We start from the raw sequence: 20,760 nt of genomic DNA on the forward strand, positions 1-20,760 counted from the left end.
TGATGCAAACTACCCGTCGCGACGTGCTGCTCGGATCGAGCGCGCTGCTGGCAACTTCCGCAGCGGCCCGCCCCGCGCTCGCCGCCGGCCCTGCCGAAGCCCAGGCCCAGGCGCTGATCGACCGGACTGCCGAGGCGCTGCTGGTGCTCAACCCCGAGGGCGCGACCGGGCTCGGCATCGACAAGGGTGCGCGCGCCGCGCTCAAGCACAAGCTCGGCGACCGCACCCCCGCAGGCGTCGCCAAGATGGCCGCGCATCTCAAGGCCACGCTCGCCGAGATCGCGCGGATCGACGTGAACGCCGTCAGCCCCGACATGCGCGTCCATCTCGACGTTATCCAGACGGCCTATGAAAACGGCCTCAAGGGCATGGCATTCCCCTATGGCGACGTCGCGGTGGGGAGCTGGCGGAACACCCCCTATGTCGTGATCCAGAATGTCGGCGCCTATATCGACATTCCCAAGACGCTCGACAGCGATCACCAGATCGCCACGCGCGACGATGCCGATGCCTATTGCGACCGGCTGGTGGCCTATGCGGGCGCGCTCGACGGCGAGACGGTGCGGCTCCAGCAGGCGGCGCGCGTCGGCGTGATCGCGCCCGACTTCCTGCTCGACAAGTGCCTCAAGCAGATCCGCCTCGCCCGCAGCGGCGATCCGGCCAAGTGGGACGTGGTGACCTCGCTCGCCAAGCGCACCACCAAGATGCCGGGCGGCTATGACGCACGCGCGACCAGGATCGTCGCCGAGCAGGTGGGCCCTGCACTAGACCGCCAGATCGCGGAGCTAGAAAAGCAGCGCGCCCGCGCCACCTCCGACGCCGGCGTGTGGAAGTTCAAGGACGGCGACGCCTATTATGCCTGGGCGCTGAGCGCGGGCACCACCACGACCATGTCGCCGGACGAGGTCCATGCGATGGGCAAGGCGCAACTCGCCGAGCTCCAGGCCGAGATGGACACCATCCTCAAGACGCTCGGCTATACGCAAGGGAGCGTCGGCGCGCGGATGCGCGGGCTCGCCACCGACAAGCGCTTCGCTTTCCCCGAGAACGACGGCGGCCGCGCCGAGATCATCCAGATCCTCCAGAAGAGCATCGACGACATGCGCACCCGCATGCCCCAGGCCTTCCACACGCTGGTGCCCGGCAATGTCGAGGTGAAGCGCATTCCGATCGTCGAGGAAGAAGGTGCGGCCGGGGCCTATGGTGGCCCCGGCACGATCGACGGCAAGGTGCCGGGCCGGCTGTGGGTCAATCTGCGCTCGACCGGCATCTGGACGCGGTTCAGCCTGCCCGACCTCGCCTATCACGAGGCGATCCCCGGCCATGCCTGGCAGGGCGAGTATACCTTCAAGATGCCGCTGATCCGCTCGCTGCTGCAGTTCAACGCCTATTCGGAAGGCTGGGCGCTCTATGCCGAGCAGCTGGGCGACGAGCTCGGCGTCTATGCCGCGAACCCGGCGGCGAAGCTGGGCTATCTCCAGTCGCTGGGCTTCCGCGCCTGCCGGCTGGTGGTCGACAGCGGGCTCCACGCCAAGCGCTGGACGCGGGAGCAGGCGATCCGCTGGTTCGTCGAGGCGAACGGTTCCTCCGAGGACGAGGTGCAGGGCGAGGTCGACCGCTATTGCTCCTGGCCGGGCCAGGCCTGCGGCTACAAGGTGGGCCACACCGCGATCAACCGGCTGCGGACCCAGGCCAAGACCGCGCTCGGCGACAAGTTCGACTTCCGCGCCTTCAACGATGCGCTGCTGCTTGGCGGCAACGTGCCGATGACGGTGCTCGGCCATGTGATCGACCGGCATATCGCGCAGCGGAAAGCTTAAACCCTTGTCATCCCGGCGAAAGCCGAGATCCATTGGGGTCGCCGTTGCCGCGCTTGCTGAAAGGGAGAGGCGAATGGATCCCGGCTTTCGCCGGGATGACAGCTCAAAAGGTTGGCGGTAGCCCGCCCCTCAGGCGTGGCGCCAGCGCCAGAGCAGCATCGGCCGGGCCAGCGCCAGGCCGAGGAGGAAGCCGCCGATATGCGCCCAGATCGCGACGGTCACGCCCCCCTGCAGGAAGGCGAAGCCCATCAGCAGGTTGACGCCCACCCACGCCGCGGCGAGCCAGGCGATGTGCACCACCTGCGCCGGGATCGGCCCGATCGCCTTGGCGCGCTGGCGGCCATAGAGCAGCGAATAGGCGCCGACCACCGACGAGCTCGCCCCGCTTGCCCCGATCATCGGCGCGGTCGAGATCGGCCCGGCGAGCCACTGCGCGCCGCACGCGGCATAGGCACCAATCAGGTAGAGCGCCACGATGCCCTTGGCACCGATCGCCCGCTCGGCCTCGCGGCCGGTAAAGCCGAGCATCAGCATGTTCATGCCGAGATGGGCGAGACCGCCATGGATCAGCGCCGAGCTGAGCGGGGTAAGCCACACCGGCACCACCGGCCCCGACAGGAGCAACCCGCCCGAAAGCCGCGCCGGAATGAACCCCGCCGCATATTGGATCTGCCCCACATTGGGCGCAAAATTGGCGATCAGGCTCACCGCCACCGTGACGGCGACGATCACCGTGGTGGCGCTGAACTTCGGCATGGCAGGGCTCAGATGAACTCGACCTTCGATACCAGATAATAGCGATCGCCCGCCGGCACCGAAACCTCGACCTCTTCGTCCACCTTGCGGCCGATCAACGCGCGGCCGATCGGCGAATTGTAGGAGATGCGGCCCTTGCTGGCATCCGCCTCGGTCTGGCCGACGATCTGGTAGGTCACCGGCTTGTCGTCCTCGTCGAGCAGCGTCACGGTCGCGCCGAACACGACCTTGTCGCCCGAAAGCTCCTTGGGATCGATGATCTGGGCGCGGCTCAGCTTGTCCTCGATGTCGGCGATGGTCGCCTCGACCTGGCCCTGCCGCTCCTTGGCGGCATGATATTCGGCGTTTTCCGAAAGATCGCCATGGGCGCGCGCTTCCTCGATCGCGTCCACGATCAGCGGCCGCTCGGCCTTCAGCCGCTTCAACTCCTCGTTGAGCTTCTGATAGCCTTCCGCCAGCATCGGCATCTTCTCGACGGTCGCCATAACGCCCTTGTCCTTCAATACACCCCCGGTACCGACCGTCGCCCAAAAACGACGTCCGCACACTTACATCGGTTGGGGAAATCCATTGTGCGAACGCGAATAGTAAGTCGCGGGGCGAAAAACATCAAGGCGGGGGGCGGAAAACGCAAGATTTGGTTTGGTGCTCAACCTTTAGCCCCTCCTCCTTGGAGGAGGGGTTGGGGTGGAGGGATTCCAGACCATTGGTCGGTCTCTGCGAGACACTGCCCCACCCCAACCCCTCCCCTGAAGGGGAGGGGCTTAAGGAGGGTGTCTCACCCCCGCGAGGCGAAATAGGCCTGGATCGGCTGCACCTCGATCGGGTTGCTGCGCATCGCCGCGATCGCCCGCGCCGCCGCGACGCTGCCCGGCGCCGTGGTGAAATACGGCACCTTCTGCGCCAGCGCCGAGGCGCGGATGCTCATCGAGTCCTTCAGCGACTGCCAGCCTTCGGTGGTGTTGAAGATCAGCGCCACGTCGCCGTCCTGGATGCGGTCGACGATGTGGGGGCGGCCCTGCGCCACCTTGTTCACCGTCTCCACCGCGATGCCCTCGGCGGCGAGGAACTCGGCGGTGCCGCTGGTCGCGATGATCCTGAAGCCGAGATCGGCGAGGATCTTCACCCCCGGCAGCACCACCGCCTTGTCGCCCTGCTTGACGCTGACGAACACCGTGCCGCCATCCGGGAGGATCGTACCGGCGCCGAGCTGCGACTTGGCGAAGGCGGTGGCGAAGTCCTTGTCGATCCCCATCACCTCGCCGGTCGACTTCATCTCGGGCGAGAGCACCGGATCGACGCCGGGGAAGCGCGCCCAGGGGAACACCGCTTCCTTCACCGCGATATAATCGATGTCGCGGTCGATCAGCGGCAGGTTGGCCAGCTTCTCGCCCGCCATCACCCGGCTGGCGATCTTGGCGATCGGCGCCCCGATCGCCTTGGCGACGAACGGCACCGTGCGGCTGGCGCGCGGGTTGACCTCGATCAGATAGACCTCGCCATCCTTGACCGCGAACTGGATGTTCATCAGCCCCTTGACCTTGAGCGCCCGCGCCAGCGCCACGGTCTGGCGCTCGATCTCGGCGATGATGTCGGCCGGCAGGCTGTAGGGCGGGATCGAGCAGGCGCTGTCGCCCGAATGGACGCCGGCTTCCTCGATATGCTGGAGCACGCCCGCGACCACCACATCGGTGCCGTCGGCGATCGCATCCACGTCCACCTCGATCGCATCGCGCAGATACTGGTCGATCAGCACGGGCGAGTCGCCCGAGACCTGCACCGCGGTCTGGATATAGTCGTCGAGCTGCTGGAGGCTGTCGACGATCTCCATCGCCCGGCCGCCCAGCACATAGCTCGGCCGCATCAGCACCGGATAGCCGATCCGCTCGGCCACGCGCACCGCCTCGTCGCGGCTGCGGGCGATGCCGTTGGCGGGCTGCTTGAGGCCCAGCTTGGCGACGAGATCGGCGAAGCGCTCCCGGTCCTCGGCCAGGTCGATCGCGTCGGGGCTGGTGCCGAGGATCGGGATGCCCGCATCCTCCAGTGCCTTGGCGAGGTTGAGCGGGGTCTGGCCGCCGAACTGGACGATCACGCCGACCAGTTCGCCCTTGGACTTCTCGACCTCGAGGATCTCGAGCACGTCCTCGGCGGTCAGCGGCTCGAAATAGAGCCGGTCCGAGGTGTCATAGTCGGTGCTCACCGTCTCCGGGTTGCAGTTGACCATGATCGTCTCATAGCCCGCATCGGCCAGCGCGAAGCAGGCATGGCAGCAGCAATAGTCGAACTCGATGCCCTGCCCGATCCGGTTCGGGCCACCGCCCAGGATCACGATCTTGCGGCGATCGCTTGGCTCGGCCTCGTTCTCGGGCTCGCCGAAGCTCGGCGCCTCGTAGGTCGAGTACATGTACGGCGTCTTCGCTTCGAACTCGGCCGCGCAGGTGTCGATCCGCTTGAACACGGGGCGCACGCCCAGCCGGTGGCGCAGCTTGCGCACCTCGGCCTCGGTCACGCCGCCGGAGATGGCGTTGGCGATCTCGCCGATCAGGCCCGAGCTGCGCGCCATGACTTCGCTGCCCGCACGCAGATTGACCGACTTGAGCGCCAGATAGGCCAGCCGCTTGTCGCTGAAGCCCATCGCCTTGAGGCGGCGCATGCCGGCCGCGTCCTGCGGCAGGCCGTTGGTCGCGACGTCCTTCTCGGCATCGAGGATCTCGGCGATCCGCTCGAGGAACCAGGGGTCGTAGCTGGTGAAACGCTGCACGTCCTTGCCGCTGAAGCCCTCGCGCATCGCCTGGGCGGCGATCAGCAGCCGGTCGGGCGAGCGGACGGTCAGCGCCGCTTCGATCACGTCGCGCGGCGCGCCGACCAGCCGGTCGACATCGTTGAAGCCGCTGAGGCCGGTCTCCAGCCCGCGCAGCGCCTTCTGCAGCGATTCGTGGATCGAGCGGCCGATCGCCATCACTTCGCCGACCGACTTCATCGCCGTGCCCAGCACCGCCTCGGCGCCCTTGAACTTCTCGAAGGCGAAGCGCGGGATCTTGGTGACGACGTAATCGATCGTCGGCTCGAAGCTCGCCGGCGTCGCGCCGGTGATGTCGTTGTCGATCTCGTCGAGCGTATAGCCCACCGCCAGCTTGGCCGCGACCTTGGCGATCGGGAAGCCGGTCGCCTTGGAGGCGAGCGCCGAGGAGCGGCTGACGCGCGGGTTCATCTCGATCACGATCAGGCGGCCGTCCTTCGGATTGACCGCGAACTGCACGTTGGAGCCGCCGGTCTCGACGCCGATCTCCCGGAGACACGCGATCGATGCGTTGCGCATGATCTGGTATTCCTTGTCGGTCAGCGTCAGCGCCGGCGCGACGGTGATCGAATCGCCGGTGTGCGTGCCCATCGGATCGATATTCTCGATCGAGCAGACGATGATGGCGTTGTCGTTCCGATCCCGGACGACCTCCATCTCGTACTCCTTCCAGCCGAGCAGCGACTCCTCGATCAGCACCTCGGTGGTCGGCGACAGGTCGAGCCCCGAGCGCACGATCGCGATGAACTCCTCACGATTATAGGCGATGCCGCCGCCCGAGCCGCCCATGGTGAAGCTGGGGCGGATGATCGCCGGCAGCCCGACATAGTCGAGCGCGGTCAGCGCCTCGGCCTCGGTATGCGCGATCGCCGAGCGGGCGCTTTCGAGCCCGATCTTGGTCATCGCGTCCTTGAACTTCAGCCGGTCCTCGGCCTTGTCGATCGCATCGGCGTCGGCACCGATCATCGTCACGCCGAACTTCTCCAGCGTGCCGTCGCGGAACAGCGCGAGCGCGGTGTTGAGCGCGGTCTGGCCGCCCATCGTCGGCAGGACGGCGTCGGGCCGCTCCTTCTCGATGATCTTGGCTACGACCGCGGGAGTGATCGGCTCGATATAGGTCGCGTCGGCCAGCTCGGGATCGGTCATGATCGTCGCTGGGTTCGAATTGACCAGGACGATGCGATAGCCCTCTTCCTTCAGCGCCTTGATCGCCTGCGTGCCCGAATAATCGAACTCGCACGCCTGACCGATGACGATCGGCCCCGCGCCGATGACGAGGATGGAGGAGATGTCGGTGCGCTTGGGCATCAGTGTTTCATTCCAGTTTCTGCGACGCAGCCCCAGCCGTCATATTCCAGGCCGAAATACGCCTCTATCCGCAGGCAGAGCTCGGTTAGAGCGCGTATCGATGCTTCGTCGGTGCGTTGTTCACGTTCAAGGAAGAGCCAAAGGCTTCCGTCTTTGCTTCGTTCGTCGCCGAGGACGGTGAAAGCCAGGTCTTCCGCAGCCTCTTCGAGCGCGGCGAGCGCCTTGCCCGAGCCGTGGAAGCTGACGTCCACGGGGCGGGCAATCGCCGGGTTGTCGCCGTTGGCAGCGAGATTCTGCAGCACGTCCTGATCCTGCGCCCATTCTTCGTCGAAGCGGGCGGGATCGAACGGCGGCAGGTTCACGCCATCATCCCCACGAACCGCTCGAACAGATAGAGGCTGTCCTGCGGGCCCGGGCTGGCCTCGGGGTGGTATTGCACGCTGAACGCCGGGCGATCGGTGAGTTCGATGCCGGCGTTGGAGCCGTCGAACAGCGACACATGCGTCTCCCGCGCATTGGCCGGCAGGCTCTCGCGCTCGACGGCGAAGCCGTGGTTCATGGAGGTGATCTCGACCGCACCGTCTTCCAGCCGCTTGACCGGATGGTTGGCGCCGCGATGGCCCTGGAACATCTTGGTGGTCTCGGCACCCACCGCGAGGCCGAGTAGCTGGTGGCCAAGGCAGATGCCGAACAGCGGCTTGCCGGTTTCCAGCAGCTGGCGGATCACCGGCACGGCGTACTCGCCGGTCGCGGCGGGGTCGCCCGGGCCGTTGGAGAGGAAGAAGCCGTCGGGATTGAACGCCATCACCTGCTCGAAGGTCGCGGTGGCGGGCAGCACGGTCACGTCTGCGCCGGCCTGCACCAGGTTGCGGAAGATGTTGCGCTTCGAACCATAGTCGATCGCGACGACCTGCGGGCGCTTGCTCTCGCCGCGGCTGGTGTCATAGCCGGCGCCGAGCTTCCACACGCCGCCTTCCCAGCCGAAATGCGTCTCGCACGAGACGGTGATGGCGAGGTCCATGCCCTCCAGCCCCGGCCAGCCGCGCGCCTTCTCCAGCAGCGCATCGAGGTCGAAATTGCCGGACTTGGAGTGCGCGATCACGCCGTTCGGCGCGCCGCCCAGCCGGATGCGGCGGGTGAGCGCGCGGGTGTCGATGCCCGACAGGCCGATCCGCTTGTGCTTCGCCATCCAGGCATCGAGATGCTCGGTGCTGCGGAAGTTCGACGGCTCGGTCACGTCCTGGCGGACGATCATGCCCAGCGCGTGCGGGTCATCGGCCTCGATGTCGTCGGGGTTGGCGCCGACATTGCCGATGTGCGGGAAGGTGAAATTGATGATCTGACCGGCGAAGCTCGGGTCGGTCATGATCTCCTGATAGCCGGTCATCGCGGTGTGGAAGCACACCTCGCCGACGGCATCGCCTTCGGCACCGAATCCTCGACCCCACAATATCTCGCCGCTCGCCAGAACCAGAACGCCCGTGGCTCCAACGGGCATGGACAAGGGTTTGGCGTCGGCCATTTGGGGCGGGCACTCCTGCTTTGGGTTTGCGATGTTGCTAAGGGCCGCCCGCTAGACCCCGATGGCCGCAGCGTCAATCTGTTAAGTTTTCAGGGCCTCCGCTATGGTTCCCGGCTTACCGTAAAAAGATCGAGAGAAACGATGATTCGCGACGACATCAAGGCTGCGCTGGTGACTGCCATGAAGGGCGGGGACAAGGCATCGACCGCCACGATCCGCCTGATCCAGAGCGCGATCAAGAACCGCGACATCGAAGCGCGCACCGGCAAGGCGCCCGAGGACGACGACGTGCTGGTCGTCGAGGTGCTGCAGAAGATGGTCAAGCAGCGCCGCGAATCGATCGAGATGTATGTGAAGGGCGGACGGCAGGAACTCGCCGACGCCGAGGCGGCCGAAGTGGTGGTGATCGAGCGTTTCCTGCCGCAGCAGATGAGCGAGGCGGAGACGACGGCGGCGATCGAGGCGATCAAGGCCGAGCTGGGCGCGTCGGGCATGAAGGACATGGGCCGGGTGATGGCCGAGCTGAAGGGCCGCCACGCGGCACAGCTCGACATGAGCAAGGCCAGCGCGCTGGTGAAGGCGGCGCTGAGCTGACCCTGCCGGCCCGCCCCCGGGTTTGCGGATCCGGGGGGGGGGTCGCGATAATCTTTCAATTCTTGCAGCCTGCCCTGCAACGCGACGAGAATGGCATAAGTTCCGCTGCCGTCAAAAAATACCTGACAAAACGCTAACTTACGTGGTCAATTGTTGACGGCGACTCGCGCCAACAGGGGACTACAGCATGAAACATATCGCACTTCTTGCAGCTACGGCTGCCATCAGCCTTGCGACTTGCGCACCCGCATCTGCGGATCCGTTCAAGTTCGTGATCACCGGCGACTATAGCGCGTCGTTCGTGCTGGACTCCAATCCCACACCGGATGCCGCCTTTAGCGGTTCCTATTTCACGCTGTGGGACGTGCCGGGCTTCCCGGATGCCGTTACTGGTGTCGCCGACGTCAGCTTCTTCAACGCGCAGAATGGCGGTGGCTTGGGAATCGAAGACTTTTACGGCTTCAACCTTCTGTTCCTCAGCGACGGACCGCAGCTCTATTCGGGCACCGAAGCAAATCCGATCTTCAAGACCGGCACCTTTGCTCTCACCGAATATCAGGGTTCCGGCAACTATTCGCTCACCATCTCGGCGCTCGGCGTGCCGGAACCGGCCTCCTGGGGCTTGATGATCGCGGGCTTCGGCCTCGCGGGTGCGGCGCTCCGCCGGCGCACCTACAGGCAGGGCAAGACCAGCGTCGCCTACGCGGCCTGACCGGATGCTCGCTCGCGGCGGGGAACGGCTTCCCCGCCGCGGGTAAGGCTCCTACAACGGGGTCGATGTACCCAGCGACCCGTTCCGACCCTGATTTTCAGTCTGCGCATGGTGGGCGCGCCGCGTGAGCCTGACGCCCGCCTTTCTCGATGAACTCCGCACCCGCACCACGCTGTCCACGCTCATTGCCAAGTCGGTGAAGCTGCAGCGCGCGGGCAAGGAGTTCCGCGCCTGCTGCCCGTTCCACAACGAGAAGACCCCCAGCTTCTACGTCAACGACGACAAGGGCTTCTACCATTGCTTCGGCTGCGGCGCGCATGGCGATGCGATCCGCTGGATGACCGACCAGCGCGGCCTGCCCTTCATCGATGCGGTGAAGGAACTGGCCCAGGCCGCCGGGCTCGACATGCCCGAGCAGGACCGCCGCGCCGCCGAAAAGGCCGAGCGCGCCAAGGGCCTGCACGAGCTGATGGGCGACGCGGCCACCTGGTTCACCGAGCGCCTGAACGGCATCGAGGGCGTCGAAGCGCGCGCCGTACTCCAGCGACGCGGCATCACGCCCGAGACCGCCCGCAGCTTCGGCCTCGGCTTCGCCCCCGATTCGCGCGGCAAGCTCAAGGAAGCGCTGAAATCCTACGGCGACCCGATGCTGGTCGAATCCGGCATGCTGATCGCCGTCGAAGGCAAGGAGCCGTACGACCGCTTCCGCGGCCGGCTGATGATCCCGATCCGCGACGCCCGCGGGCGGACGATCGCGTTCGGCGGCCGCATCATCGGCGACGGCGAACCCAAATATCTCAACTCCCCCGAGACCCCGCTCTTCGACAAGGGCCGCACGCTCTACAATCTCGATCGCGCCCAGGCCGCCGCGCGCAAGGCCGACCGGGTGATCGCGGTCGAGGGCTATATGGACGTGATCGCGCTTGCCCAGGCTGGGTTCGGCGAGGTCGTCGCGCCGCTCGGCACCGCGCTGACCGAGCACCAGCTCGAACGGCTGTGGCGGCTGTCCGAAGTGCCCCTGCTCTGTTTTGATGGCGACAGCGCCGGGCAGAAGGCAGCCCTCCGTGCCGCCCACCGCGCGCTGCCGATGCTGGCGCCGGGCCGCAGCCTCGCCTTCGTGACGCTGCCCCAGGGGCTCGACCCGGACGATCTCGTCCGATCGCAGGGTTCCGCCGCGTTCGAGGCGCTCCTCGCCAAGCCCGAACCACTGGTCGATCGCCTCTGGGCAAGCGAAGTGGAGGCCGGCCCGCTCGACACGCCGGAGCAGCGCGCCGGGCTCAAGCGCCGCCTCACCGAACTTGCCGAGCAGATTCAAGACCCGAACGTAAAGCACGAATATATCGCGGAATTCCGTGCCCGTGCTGACCAACAGTTCGGCCGCGGCCCGCGCGAGTTCCGCAAGGACCAGCGCGGCCCCGCCCCTGCCCGCCAGCAGCAGCGCGGCACCCGCAACGCCCGCGGCGTCTGGCAGCCGCCCGAGGCCCCGCCCTCGCATCTGATCAAGGGCGTGCAGGCGAGCGGGCTGGATCCCATCTTGGCACGCGCGGTGCTTGCCGGGCTGATCCGCCACCCGGTCGAGATCGCCCGGCACATGGAGATCCTCGGGAGTCTGCGTAGTGCATCGGGGGCGCTCGGCCGGCTATTCGAGGCCGTTGTCGAGGTGGCCCTCACCAATCCCGCGTCGCGTCAACTTGATAGCGAGGATTTCCTCACCATATTGGCTCGGTCCGGTTTCGATTCAGTGGCAAGCGAGTTGCTCCGCGCAGACACGCTCCCCTTCTCCTTCACGCGGCCCGCGGCCGACGTGGCGAAGGCGCGCGAGGATCTGGGCGAGGCGATCGCGGTGATGGCGGCACAACCCGCCGTCGATGTGGCGCTCGCCGAGGCGACTGCTGCGCTGATGCGCGACGGCACCGAGGAAGCGTTTGCCCGTCAGGTGGCGCTTTCGCGGCAGCGGCAGGAGCTTCAGGAACGGCTTGCCAATCTGATGCTTGCGGAAGACGGCGTTTTTGAGGAATAGAGGCGGTGTAAAATTGCCGCCATCTGAGTTTCGAGGGATTTGATGGCGAAGGCGAACATGGCAGACGTCACGGACACGGCAGACACGAGTGACGCGCCGCTGATCGATCTGAACGAGGGTTCGATCAAGAAGCTGGTCGCGCGTGCCAAAAAGCGCGGTTACATCACCGTCGACCAGCTCAACGAGATGCTGCCGCAGGACCAGATGTCCTCGGAGCAGATCGAGGACGTGATGGCCGCGCTCAATGACATGGGCATCAACGTCGTCGAGAACGAGGACGCCGGCGAGGACGCCGAGTCCGAGGACGATTCGGCCGACGATTCGGAAACCGCCGACACCAGCGACGATTCCGCGCCCGCCTTCGAGGTTGCGAAGAAGAAGGAAACCGTCGATCGCACCGACGATCCGGTGCGCATGTACCTGCGCGAGATGGGCGCCGTCGAGCTGCTCAGCCGCGAGGGCGAAATCGCGATCGCCAAGCGTATCGAGGCCGGCCGCGACACGATGATCCTGGGGCTCTGCGAGTCGCCGATCACCTTCAACGCGATCATCGGCTGGTCGACCGCGCTCAACGAAGGCACGATGCAGCTGCGCGAGATTCTCGATCTCGACGCGATGCTATCCAAGGGTCCGTCGGCCGAGCAGGTCGAGGGCGCCGAGGACGACAATGGCGAGATCAGCGAATCGAGCACCGGCCCGAGCTTCAAGGAAGAGGAAGAGCCGGAGGAAGTCGCCTCGGACGAGGATGACGAGCTGACCGAGCGCCGCGCCCGCCGCCCCTCGGACGACGAGGAGGAGGACAACACCCTCTCGCTCGCCCAGATGGAAGAGCAGCTCAAGCCGCAGGCGCTCGAGAAGTTCGCCAACATCACCGCGATCTACAAGAAGTTCGGCAAGGTCCAGCAGCAGCGGCTCGACACCATGTCGGCCGGCGAGGATTTCCCGGCGGCAGAAGAGAAGAAGTACAACAAGCTCCGCGAGGAGCTGACCGCCGAGGTGGAGAGCGTCCAGTTCCACCAGGCGAAGATCGAGTATCTCGTCGACCAGCTCTACAGCTTCAACCGGCGCCTCACCGCGCTGGGCGGCCAGATGCTGCGTCTCGCCGAGCGCCACAAGGTCAGCCGCAAGGACTTCCTCGATCGCTATGTCGACCACGAGCTCGACGAGAACTGGCTGCCGACCGTCGTCGGCCTCGACAAGAAGTGGAAGGCGTTCGTCGAGAACGAGGGCAGCTCGGTCGATCGCATTCGCACCGAGATGAGCGAGATCGCCCAGCAGACGGGCATGACGCTCACCGAGTTCCGCCGCATCGTCAACATGGTGCAGAAGGGCGAGCGCGAGGCACGTATCGCGAAGAAGGAGATGGTCGAGGCCAATCTCCGCCTCGTGATCTCGATCGCCAAGAAGTACACCAATCGCGGCCTGCAGTTCCTGGATCTCATCCAGGAGGGCAATATCGGCCTGATGAAGGCGGTGGATAAGTTCGAATATCGCCGCGGCTACAAGTTCAGCACCTATGCGACCTGGTGGATCCGCCAGGCGATCACCCGCAGCATCGCCGATCAGGCGCGCACCATCCGTATCCCGGTGCACATGATCGAGACGATCAACAAGCTGGTCCGCACCAGCCGCCAGTTCCTCCATGAGCAGGGCCGCGAGCCTACGCCGGAAGAAATGGCCGAGCGCCTGAGCATGCCGCTCGAGAAGGTGCGCAAGGTGATGAAGATCGCCAAGGAGCCGATCTCCCTCGAAACGCCGATCGGCGACGAGGAAGACAGCCATCTGGGCGACTTCATCGAGGACAAGAACGCGATCATCCCGGTCGACGCGGCGATCCAGGCGAATCTCAAGGAAACAGTCACCCGCGTCCTGGCGAGCCTTACCCCACGCGAGGAGCGCGTGCTGCGCATGCGCTTCGGCATCGGCATGAACACCGATCACACGCTGGAAGAAGTCGGCCAGCAATTCTCGGTGACGCGCGAGCGTATCCGCCAGATCGAGGCCAAGGCGCTGCGCAAGCTGAAGCACCCGAGCCGCAGCCGCAAGATGCGCAGCTTCCTCGACCAGTAAGAGCATCCACAACGAACTAGGACAACGGCCTCGGGTATCCCCCGGGGCCGTTTTCATTTGGGACAAGGATGCGTGGGGAACCGAAATCCTGTCTTTCAAGATTAATTTTGGCGTAACCATCTTTCTATGCGCTTCGGTATGGTCGCTGTGCGATCCCATCCGGACCGGCCGATGGCGGGCGGCACTGTCCAGATGAGGAAGGTCATGCTCGTGGATACCGCACCGATGGAGCATTTGTCGGGCGCCTGGGGCCCGATGGGCGCACTGGCGGGGACCGACGGCAGCGCCCGCCACCCCCATCTGCGCGCGCTCCGCGCCGACGCCCTGCCCCGCCGCGACCTGGCGGACGCGATCCACCACATCGCCCGCCTCCATGGCCGCCATCCGGGCCTGATCGACTATGCCGCCGGCCATGGGCGCCACCCGATCGAGTGCGAGTGGCTGGAGGCCGCCGCCGATGCCTTCGTCGCCGAGCGCGCCTATCTCGTCCGCCTCGTCGCCGCGGTCGGCCCCCTGCCCAGCACCCCCGGCCATGCCGAGAGCGAAGCCGCCGCCGCCGCGCAGCGCCATGCGCTCGACATGCTCGCCCAGTCCGATCGCGCCGGCTGCGCGACCGGTGCGGCGATCGCGCTGGCGATCGAATGGGTGCCGATCCGCGCGGTGCTCGATCGCGCCGCGACCAGTTTCGGCGTCGATCCCAAGCCCGCCGGCCTGCCGATCCCGGAGGAGACGGTGAGCGTCGTCGACGCGCTGGCCCGCGAAGCCGCGCACGAGCGTGCGATGCTGTTCGGCGCGCAACAGGTCTTCGCCCAGCATCGCGGGCTGTGGGACCTGCTCGAGGCCCGCGCGAGCGCCCGCAGCCGGGGGTAAAATGCCACCCACACCTCCATAGTCATTCCCACCTCCGCGGGAATGACAGGGGGGTTCATACCAAGCCGCACGGACAAGAACCCATCCCCGCTCGCCAAACCGTCACCCCGGCGGAAGCCGGGGTCCATTAGGGTCTCGCTATCGGCTCTTGCGGAGATGGAGAAGCGAATGGATCCCGGCTTTCGCCGGGATGACGGCGTTGAGGTGGGGTGACTCCCGTCGGCGCAACTTGGTATCAGGCGTGCCAAGCCCCCTGCCCCTCGGGATGGGTTGCATCCCGCCACCGTTCGTCCCACCTTCTGCCCATGCGCTTCGAAGGTACCCAGAGCTATGTCGCCACCGCGGACCTGAAGGTCGCGGTCAACGCCGCCGTCACGCTGCGGCGCCCGCTGCTCGTCAAGGGCGAGCCCGGCACCGGCAAGACCGTGCTCGCGACCGAGATCGCCAAGGCGGTGAACGCCCCGCTGATCGAGTGGAACGTCAAGTCGACCACCAAGGCGCAGCAGGGGCTCTACGAATATGACGCCGTGGCGCGGCTCCGCGACGGCCAGCTCGGCGATCCGCGCGTCCACGACATCGGCAACTATATCCGCAAGGGCAAATTGTGGGAGGCGTTCACCAGCCCCGTCCTCCCCGTGCTGCTGATCGACGAGATCGACAAGGCCGATATCGAGTTCCCGAACGACCTGCTCCAGGAACTCGATCGCATGGAATTCCATGTCTACGAGACCGGCGAGACCGTCCGCGCCGCCGAGCGCCCGATCGTCGTCATCACCTCGAACAACGAGAAGGAGCTGCCCGACGCCTTCCTGCGCCGCTGCTTCTTCCACTATATCAAGTTCCCCGACCGCGACACGATGCAGGCGATCGTCGACGTCCACTTCCCCGGCATTCAGAAGCTGCTGGTCAGCCGCGCGATGGACCTGTTCTACGAGATCCGCGAAGTCCCCGGCCTCAAGAAGAAACCCTCGACCAGCGAACTGCTCGACTGGCTCAAGCTGCTGCTCCACGAGGAGATGCCGCTGGAGGTGCTCCAGTCGCGCGATCCCAGCAAGGCGATCCCGCCGCTCCACGGCGCGCTGCTCAAGAACGAGCAGGACGTGATGCTGTTCGAGCGGCTCGCCTTCATGGCGCGGCGGCAGCGCTGACGATGCGACTGGCCGCATCCCCTCCGGCGGTCAACGTAATGGACGCGCTCCGTCCCGGGGGCGTAGGCTAGGCCCATGTTCCTCGCCTTTCTCGACGAGCTGCGCGCCGCGGGCATCCCTGCCAGCCTCAAGGAACATCTGCTGCTGCTCGAAGCGCTCGACGCACAGGTGATCGAGCCCACCCCCGAGGCCTTCTACTTCCTCGCCCGCGCCACCTATGTGAAGGACGAGGGGCTGCTCGACCGGTTCGACCAGGTCTTCGCCAAGGTGTTCCAGGGGATTACGAGCAATTATGGCGTCGCCCCGGCCGAGATTCCCGAGGAATGGCTCCGCGCGATCGCTGAGAAATATCTTACCGACGAGGAAAAGGCGCAGATCGAGGCGCTGGGTTCCTGGGACAAGCTGATGGAGACGCTCCAGCAGCGGCTGAACGAGCAGCACGAGCGGCACCAGGGCGGCAGCAAGTGGATCGGCACCGGGGGCACCTCGCCCTTCGGCAACGGCGGCTATAATCCCGAGGGCGTGCGGATCGGTGGCGAAGGCAAGCACCAGCGCGCGGTAAAGGTGTGGGAGGCGCGCGATTATCGCAACCTCGACTCCACCCGCGAGCTCGGCACCCGCAACATCAAGGTGGCGCTCCGCCGCCTGCGCCGCTTCGCCCGCGAGGGTGCGGCCGAAGAGCTGGACATCGATGGCACGATCGCCGGCACCGCAAGGCAAGGCTGGCTCGACGTCAAGATGCGCCCCGAGCGGCACAATGCGGTCAAGCTGCTGCTTTTCCTCGATGTCGGCGGGTCGATGGACCCGTTCGTCAAGCTCTGCGAGGAACTGTTCTCGGCAGCGACCAGCGAGTTCAAGAACCTGGAATTCTTCTACTTCCACAACTGCCTCTACGAAGGCGTGTGGAAGGACAATCGCAGGCGCTTCACCGAGCGCACCCGCACTGCCGACCTCCTCCACAAATATGGCCCGGATTACAAAGTGATCTTCGTCGGCGATGCGTCGATGAGCCCCTATGAGATTACCCAGGTCGGCGGCTCCGTCGAGCATCTGAACGACGAGCCCGGCGCGACCTGGCTGCAGCGGGTGATCGACACCTGGCCCGCCACCGTCTGGCTCAACGTGCTGCCCGGGGCGCAATGGGGCTATTCGCACTCGGTGACGATGATCCGCGAGCTGATGCGCGATCGCATGTATCCTCTCACGATTGCAGGGATCGATGCGGCGATGCGCGAGTTGAGTAGAAAGCGATGACCACGATCCGCGACATGCTCCACCGTTGGCGCCGGCGCCTGTTCGGCAGCTATACGATCGCCGATCCCCGGCCGATGGCCGAGGCCGCGCCCTATACCTTCTTCCTGCCCAGCGAGAACGAGGTGCTGGCGCTTCGGCCGGGCGACCTTGCAAAGCTGATCTTCCAGTCCACCCCGCCCTCGCGCGACTATGCCGCCGAGCGGATGTGGGTGGAGATCACCCGCGCCGAGGGCGAGAAGCTGTGGGGCCGGCTCGACAATGCGCCCCTCGACATGCCCCAGCTCCGCCCCGGCCGCGAGGTGGCGTTCCGCCGCGGCGACGTGATCGACCTGCGCTGGGGCGAGGACCGCCCGGTGCGCCCGCCCTCGGCCCCGGCGCGGCGGCACTATGACGCGCGCTGCCTGGTCGACAGCTGCGTGCTCGAACAGGGCGCGGCGGTCCATTATCTCTACCGCGAGCTGCCACTGCCCCCGAGCGTCGGCGACGCACCCGACAGCGGCTGGCGCATCCGCGGCGACTATCGCGGGCTGGAAGACGATGCGATCGGCGCCCGCGCGATCGAATGCGTGGCACTCGGCCGCGTGCTCAACATCGACGACAGCTGGGTCCATCTGATCGATGCGCCCACCGGCTCGGCCTATGTGCGGAACTGGGAGAAGGATGTGTTCGAGCCGGAGTCGGCAGCGGCGGATTGATGGCGCAGCGACCAGGCCGTTGTCCGCTATCGCCCCGCTTGCGGACTTATGCCCCGCATGGGACCATACAATATGAGCGACGATCAACAGGCGGTTGAGGCCACGGATAGCTATGACGGCTTGAAGCAGTGGCGGCTGCTGCGCCGTCCGCACGGGCTCTACTTCTACGAAGAGAAAACCCTGGAGAAAGAGGTTTATTTGATCGAGGAGGATGGAAGCGCGGGCGCTGTGGTCGTCGAGGCGTATTGGTCACCGACGCATGTTTCGGGCCTTTTCGATACACGCGACGCAGCACGAACAGACGCCCTCGCCACTCTTCCTTGGCTGCGCAAGGCTTTGGAGAGGCCGTCGAGGACCGGCGGCTAGCCACCCAACCTCGGCTATTCGACGATCTACCTGAATGTACCGCCTGAAACCTTAGCGAGCGCTCAAAGCTTCTCCACCGCCTTGTCGATCCGCCGCAGGAGCGCGCCGTCCTGGGCGCTTCGGCGCACCGCCTCTTCGGCCAGGCCCATCAGGCTGGTCGCGCCGAAGCTGCCGGCCAGGCTCTGCAGGCGCAGCGCGGCACCCGCCCATTGCTCGGCGCCCTTGGAGGTCTTCATCATGTCGACCGAACGGTTGACGCTTTCGAGGAAGGCATCGCGAAGCTCGGCGATCAGCGCGGGATCGTCGCCCACTGCGGCCGCCAGACTCGTATCGATTGCACCGGGATCATAAGCCATGGCTAATCCTATCTCCACCTTCGTTAACCGTTGGTTGCCAACCCGGTCTTGGTCCGCGCGGCAAAGCTGGTAAGGTGGCCGAATGACTGGGGGCTCCACCGCTGAATCCGCCGCGCCGTTCGAAACCCACGCCGCCGAGCCGCCCGTGCTGGCGGAAAGCCTGGTGATCGACGAACCCGCGCCCGTTGCACCGGATTCGCCGCTCGAAGCGCCGCGCCTCGGCTGGATCCTAACCCTGCTCGCGGTCGCCGCCGGGGTCGGCGCGACCTATGGCATGGCGGCGCTCGCGCTGCCCGCCTGGGACGAGCCGCTCAGCAACTTCCAGCGCGTCCAGCTGCTCGCCTCCCTCTGCGTGCCTGCCGCCGTGGTCGCGCTGCTCTACCTGATAGCGGTGCGGACCAGCACCGCCGAGGCGCGCCGCCATGCCGCCACCGCGCAGGCGATGCGCGACGCGGCCGAGCAGCTCGAGGCGCGCACCGCCGCGCTCACCGATCGCCTGCTCGCCCAGCGCAATGCGCTCGCCGAGCAGGAAACCAGCCTCTCGGTGCTGAGCGACGCCGCCGCCGAGCGCCTCGCCCATGCCGCCGCCAGCGCACAGCGCCAGGCCGAGATGGTCGCTGCCGGCACCCAGCAGCTGAGCGCCATGACCAGCGCCGCCGAGCACAGCGTTTCCGTGATCCTCGCCTCGCTGCCCAGGGCGCACGAGGAAATGCGCGGGCTCGCAGACCGCGTCGACCAGGCCGGGCTGCAGGCCGGCCAGACCGCCGCCGCGCTCGACATCCAGCTGACCGTGCTCGCCGAGCACGGCCGCGAGGCCGATCGCATCGCCAGCGGCGCCGCCGAGCGGCTCGCCGCGCACATCTCCCGCATGGAAGCCACCAGCGAGGCCGCCAGCAGCCGGCTCGAACAGGTGACCGACCAGATGTCCGCGCAGGTCGACGCGGTGCTCGATCGCGCCGCCGCCGCGGTCGACCAGTCGCGCCAGGGCATCGCCGCGCAGGGCGACGCGATGCTGGCGATGCTCGGCGCCAACCAAGCCGCGCTCGAACGCGCCACCGAGGACAGCAGCGCCGCGATGGCGCAGCGCATGGCGCTGATCGAGGATGCGATCATCCGCATCTCGTCGCGGCTCAGCGAGGAGCAGCGGCGCGGCGACGCGCTGTTCGCCCGCCTCTCCGAAGGCGCCGCCAATTTCGACGGCGAACTCGAAATCCTCCACGCCGCCGGCACCCGCCGTACCGAGGCGCTCGCCGCCGCGATCCACGGGCTGCACCAGTCGATGGACGGCATGACCCAGTCGATGCGCACCGGCGAGGGCACCGCGCGCGAGGGAATCGCCACCGCCGAGAACCTGCTCACCGCGCTCGACGCCGCCGCGCGCGAGCTCGACGAGACGATGCCCGCCGCGCTGGAGCGCCTCGACGGGCGGATCGACGCCACCCGCAAGCGCATCGCCGCCTCCAAGCCCGAATTGCTCGGGCTGGTCACCGCCGCCGAGACCACGCACGACGCGGTGGCAGGCATCGCCGCCTCGGTCACCCACCAGCAGACCGCGCTCGAACGCGGCCGCGCCGCGCTCGCCGAGACGCTGGCCACCGCCGCGGAGCAGGCCGAGACGCTCAGCCGCGCGGTCGACGGCGCGATCCTTCATGCCAAGAGCTTCACCAGCGAGGCCGCGCCCGAGCTGATCGAGACGCTGATGCGGGTGCGCGACAGTGCCAACAAGGCCGCCGATCATGCCCGCGAGGCGATCGACGGCATCGTGCCCGCGGTCAACCGCGTGCTCCAGGACGCGACCGATCAGGTGATCGAGCATGCCGTGGAGCTGTCGGTCCGCCGCCAGGTCGACACGCTGACCAAGGCGGCCGATGCCGCGATCGGTGCAGCCGCGCGCGCCGCCGAGCATCTCCGCGCGCAGATGACCGTGCTGGAGGAAGCCAACCAGCTCGCCGAGACGCGCATCGCCGAGGCGCAGGACGCGCAGGAACGCGCCGACAGCGACGGCTTCGCCCACCGCATGGCGCTGCTGATCGACGCGCTCCACTCGACCTCGATCGACATCGCCAAGACCTTCTCGACCGAGGTGACCGACGGTGCCTGGGGCGCCTATCTCAAGGGCGATCGCGGCGTGTTCACCCGCCGCGCGGTGCGCCTGCTCGCGCCGCACGAGGCGCGCGAGATCCATCGTCTCTACGACCATGACGAGACGTTCCGCGAGAACGTCCACCGCTATGTCCATGATTTCGAGACGATGCTGCGCCAAGTGCTGGGCCTGCGCGAAGGCAATCCGCTGGCGGTGACGTTGCTCTCGTCCGACGCGGGCAAGCTCTACGTCGCGCTCGCCCAGGCGATCGAGCGTCTCCGCAACTGAAGGCGTGGGGGCTAGTACGCCCCCCAAGAGCCGTCATCCCGGCGAAAGCCGGGATCCAGACGCCTCTCGCTATCGGCAGGAGCCGCAACGGTGACCCC

General features: G+C 66.7%; 17 protein-coding genes. 11 read left to right on the plus strand and 6 right to left on the minus strand.

Translation table 11 applies throughout. The features are described from left to right. Positions 1-2 precede the first annotated feature (2 nt). On the plus strand, positions 3-1,820 hold the full coding sequence (locus ABIC65_RS03770) for a DUF885 domain-containing protein (protein WP_354306849.1): 1,818 nt from the start codon (positions 3-5) through the stop codon (positions 1,818-1,820). A gap of 129 nt (positions 1,821-1,949) precedes the next feature. Here the strand turns inward: ABIC65_RS03770 and ABIC65_RS03775 are convergent, their stop codons facing one another. The 5 genes from ABIC65_RS03775 to carA all read right to left on the minus strand — a co-directional run bounded on the left by ABIC65_RS03775 (position 1,950) and on the right by carA (position 8,206). Beyond that, positions 1,950-2,576 (minus strand): rhomboid family intramembrane serine protease, encoded by a 627-nt coding sequence (locus tag ABIC65_RS03775; RefSeq protein WP_354306851.1) that lies wholly within the window; start codon positions 2,574-2,576, stop codon positions 1,950-1,952. Between the two features lie 8 nt (positions 2,577-2,584). Next, complete coding sequence (greA, locus tag ABIC65_RS03780; protein WP_064312228.1) at positions 2,585-3,061, minus strand: transcription elongation factor GreA; 477 nt, start codon at positions 3,059-3,061, stop codon at positions 2,585-2,587. Positions 3,062-3,354: 293 nt separating this feature from the next. Next, the gene (gene carB / locus ABIC65_RS03785) at positions 3,355-6,684 is read right to left on the minus strand and encodes a carbamoyl-phosphate synthase large subunit (protein ID WP_354306852.1); all 3,330 of its coding nucleotides are present in this window, start codon (positions 6,682-6,684) and stop codon (positions 3,355-3,357) included. Further along, positions 6,684-7,046: a ribonuclease E inhibitor RraB gene (locus tag ABIC65_RS03790; RefSeq protein WP_354306854.1), complete on the minus strand. Its 363-nt coding sequence runs from the start codon at positions 7,044-7,046 to the stop codon at positions 6,684-6,686. The genes carB and ABIC65_RS03790 overlap by 1 nt, the downstream gene beginning before the upstream one ends. Then, entirely contained in the window at positions 7,043-8,206 is a 1,164-nt protein-coding gene (gene carA, locus ABIC65_RS03795) for a glutamine-hydrolyzing carbamoyl-phosphate synthase small subunit (protein WP_354306855.1), read from the minus strand. Before carA ends, ABIC65_RS03790 begins: the two co-directional genes overlap by 4 nt. Positions 8,207-8,347: 141 nt before the next feature. Between carA and ABIC65_RS03800 the strand changes: the two genes are divergently transcribed. From ABIC65_RS03800 to ABIC65_RS03840, 9 genes are all read left to right on the plus strand, one after another. Then, complete coding sequence (locus ABIC65_RS03800) at positions 8,348-8,800, plus strand: GatB/YqeY domain-containing protein (protein WP_084580779.1); 453 nt, start codon at positions 8,348-8,350, stop codon at positions 8,798-8,800. A gap of 187 nt (positions 8,801-8,987) precedes the next feature. Continuing rightward, positions 8,988-9,512 carry a PEPxxWA-CTERM sorting domain-containing protein gene (locus ABIC65_RS03805; RefSeq protein WP_354306857.1) on the plus strand — a complete coding sequence of 175 codons (525 nt, stop codon included), beginning with the start codon at positions 8,988-8,990 and terminating at the stop codon, positions 9,510-9,512. Positions 9,513-9,636: 124 nt separating this feature from the next. Further along, positions 9,637-11,532, plus strand: a complete 1,896-nt coding sequence (gene dnaG, locus ABIC65_RS03810; RefSeq protein WP_354306859.1) for a DNA primase — start codon at positions 9,637-9,639, stop codon at positions 11,530-11,532. 42 nt (positions 11,533-11,574) lie between these two features. Then, entirely contained in the window at positions 11,575-13,602 is a 2,028-nt protein-coding gene (rpoD, locus tag ABIC65_RS03815) for an RNA polymerase sigma factor RpoD (protein WP_354306861.1), read from the plus strand. A 204-nt stretch (positions 13,603-13,806) separates the two neighbouring features. Next, a complete protein-coding gene (locus tag ABIC65_RS03820; RefSeq protein WP_354306863.1) occupies positions 13,807-14,472 on the plus strand; it encodes a DUF6975 family protein in 666 nt (221 codons plus the stop codon). Positions 14,473-14,777: 305 nt separating this feature from the next. Continuing rightward, positions 14,778-15,620, plus strand: a complete 843-nt coding sequence (locus ABIC65_RS03825) for an AAA family ATPase (RefSeq protein WP_354306864.1) — start codon at positions 14,778-14,780, stop codon at positions 15,618-15,620. A 75-nt stretch (positions 15,621-15,695) separates the two neighbouring features. Then, positions 15,696-16,874, plus strand: coding sequence for a vWA domain-containing protein (locus tag ABIC65_RS03830; protein ID WP_354306866.1), 1,179 nt, complete (start codon positions 15,696-15,698; stop codon positions 16,872-16,874). Further along, on the plus strand, positions 16,871-17,569 hold the full coding sequence (locus ABIC65_RS03835) for an immunity protein Imm33 domain-containing protein (RefSeq protein WP_354306868.1): 699 nt from the start codon (positions 16,871-16,873) through the stop codon (positions 17,567-17,569). Before ABIC65_RS03830 ends, ABIC65_RS03835 begins: the two co-directional genes overlap by 4 nt. A gap of 72 nt (positions 17,570-17,641) precedes the next feature. Next, the gene (locus ABIC65_RS03840; RefSeq protein ID WP_354306870.1) at positions 17,642-17,935 is read left to right on the plus strand and encodes a hypothetical protein; all 294 of its coding nucleotides are present in this window, start codon (positions 17,642-17,644) and stop codon (positions 17,933-17,935) included. A gap of 62 nt (positions 17,936-17,997) precedes the next feature. Here the strand turns inward: ABIC65_RS03840 and ABIC65_RS03845 are convergent, their stop codons facing one another. Further along, positions 17,998-18,291: an Hpt domain-containing protein gene (locus tag ABIC65_RS03845; protein WP_093292741.1), complete on the minus strand. Its 294-nt coding sequence runs from the start codon at positions 18,289-18,291 to the stop codon at positions 17,998-18,000. A gap of 82 nt (positions 18,292-18,373) precedes the next feature. Here ABIC65_RS03845 and ABIC65_RS03850 point away from each other — a divergent pair, with 82 nt between their 5' ends. After that, the gene (locus ABIC65_RS03850) at positions 18,374-20,662 is read left to right on the plus strand and encodes a hypothetical protein (protein WP_354306872.1); all 2,289 of its coding nucleotides are present in this window, start codon (positions 18,374-18,376) and stop codon (positions 20,660-20,662) included. The last annotated feature ends 98 nt before the right edge of the window (positions 20,663-20,760 follow it).

This window comes from Sphingomonas trueperi (assembly GCF_040545665.1).
GTDB classification, from domain to species: Bacteria; Pseudomonadota; Alphaproteobacteria; order Sphingomonadales; family Sphingomonadaceae; genus Sphingomonas; species Sphingomonas trueperi_B.

Coding starts and splice junctions, on each gene's coding strand:
- ABIC65_RS03770 (WP_354306849.1), top strand. CDS start 3: ATGCAAACTACCCGTCGCGACGTGCTGCTCGGATCGAGCGCGCTGCTG.
- ABIC65_RS03775 (WP_354306851.1), bottom strand. CDS start 2,576: ATGCCGAAGTTCAGCGCCACCACGGTGATCGTCGCCGTCACGGTGGCG.
- greA (WP_064312228.1), bottom strand. CDS start 3,061: ATGGCGACCGTCGAGAAGATGCCGATGCTGGCGGAAGGCTATCAGAAG.
- carB (WP_354306852.1), bottom strand. CDS start 6,684: ATGCCCAAGCGCACCGACATCTCCTCCATCCTCGTCATCGGCGCGGGG.
- carA (WP_354306855.1), bottom strand. CDS start 8,206: ATGGCCGACGCCAAACCCTTGTCCATGCCCGTTGGAGCCACGGGCGTT.
- ABIC65_RS03800 (WP_084580779.1), top strand. CDS start 8,348: ATGATTCGCGACGACATCAAGGCTGCGCTGGTGACTGCCATGAAGGGC.
- ABIC65_RS03805 (WP_354306857.1), top strand. CDS start 8,988: ATGAAACATATCGCACTTCTTGCAGCTACGGCTGCCATCAGCCTTGCG.
- rpoD (WP_354306861.1), top strand. CDS start 11,575: ATGGCGAAGGCGAACATGGCAGACGTCACGGACACGGCAGACACGAGT.
- ABIC65_RS03820 (WP_354306863.1), top strand. CDS start 13,807: ATGCTCGTGGATACCGCACCGATGGAGCATTTGTCGGGCGCCTGGGGC.
- ABIC65_RS03825 (WP_354306864.1), top strand. CDS start 14,778: ATGCGCTTCGAAGGTACCCAGAGCTATGTCGCCACCGCGGACCTGAAG.
- ABIC65_RS03830 (WP_354306866.1), top strand. CDS start 15,696: ATGTTCCTCGCCTTTCTCGACGAGCTGCGCGCCGCGGGCATCCCTGCC.
- ABIC65_RS03835 (WP_354306868.1), top strand. CDS start 16,871: ATGACCACGATCCGCGACATGCTCCACCGTTGGCGCCGGCGCCTGTTC.
- ABIC65_RS03840 (WP_354306870.1), top strand. CDS start 17,642: ATGAGCGACGATCAACAGGCGGTTGAGGCCACGGATAGCTATGACGGC.
- ABIC65_RS03845 (WP_093292741.1), bottom strand. CDS start 18,291: ATGGCTTATGATCCCGGTGCAATCGATACGAGTCTGGCGGCCGCAGTG.
- ABIC65_RS03850 (WP_354306872.1), top strand. CDS start 18,374: ATGACTGGGGGCTCCACCGCTGAATCCGCCGCGCCGTTCGAAACCCAC.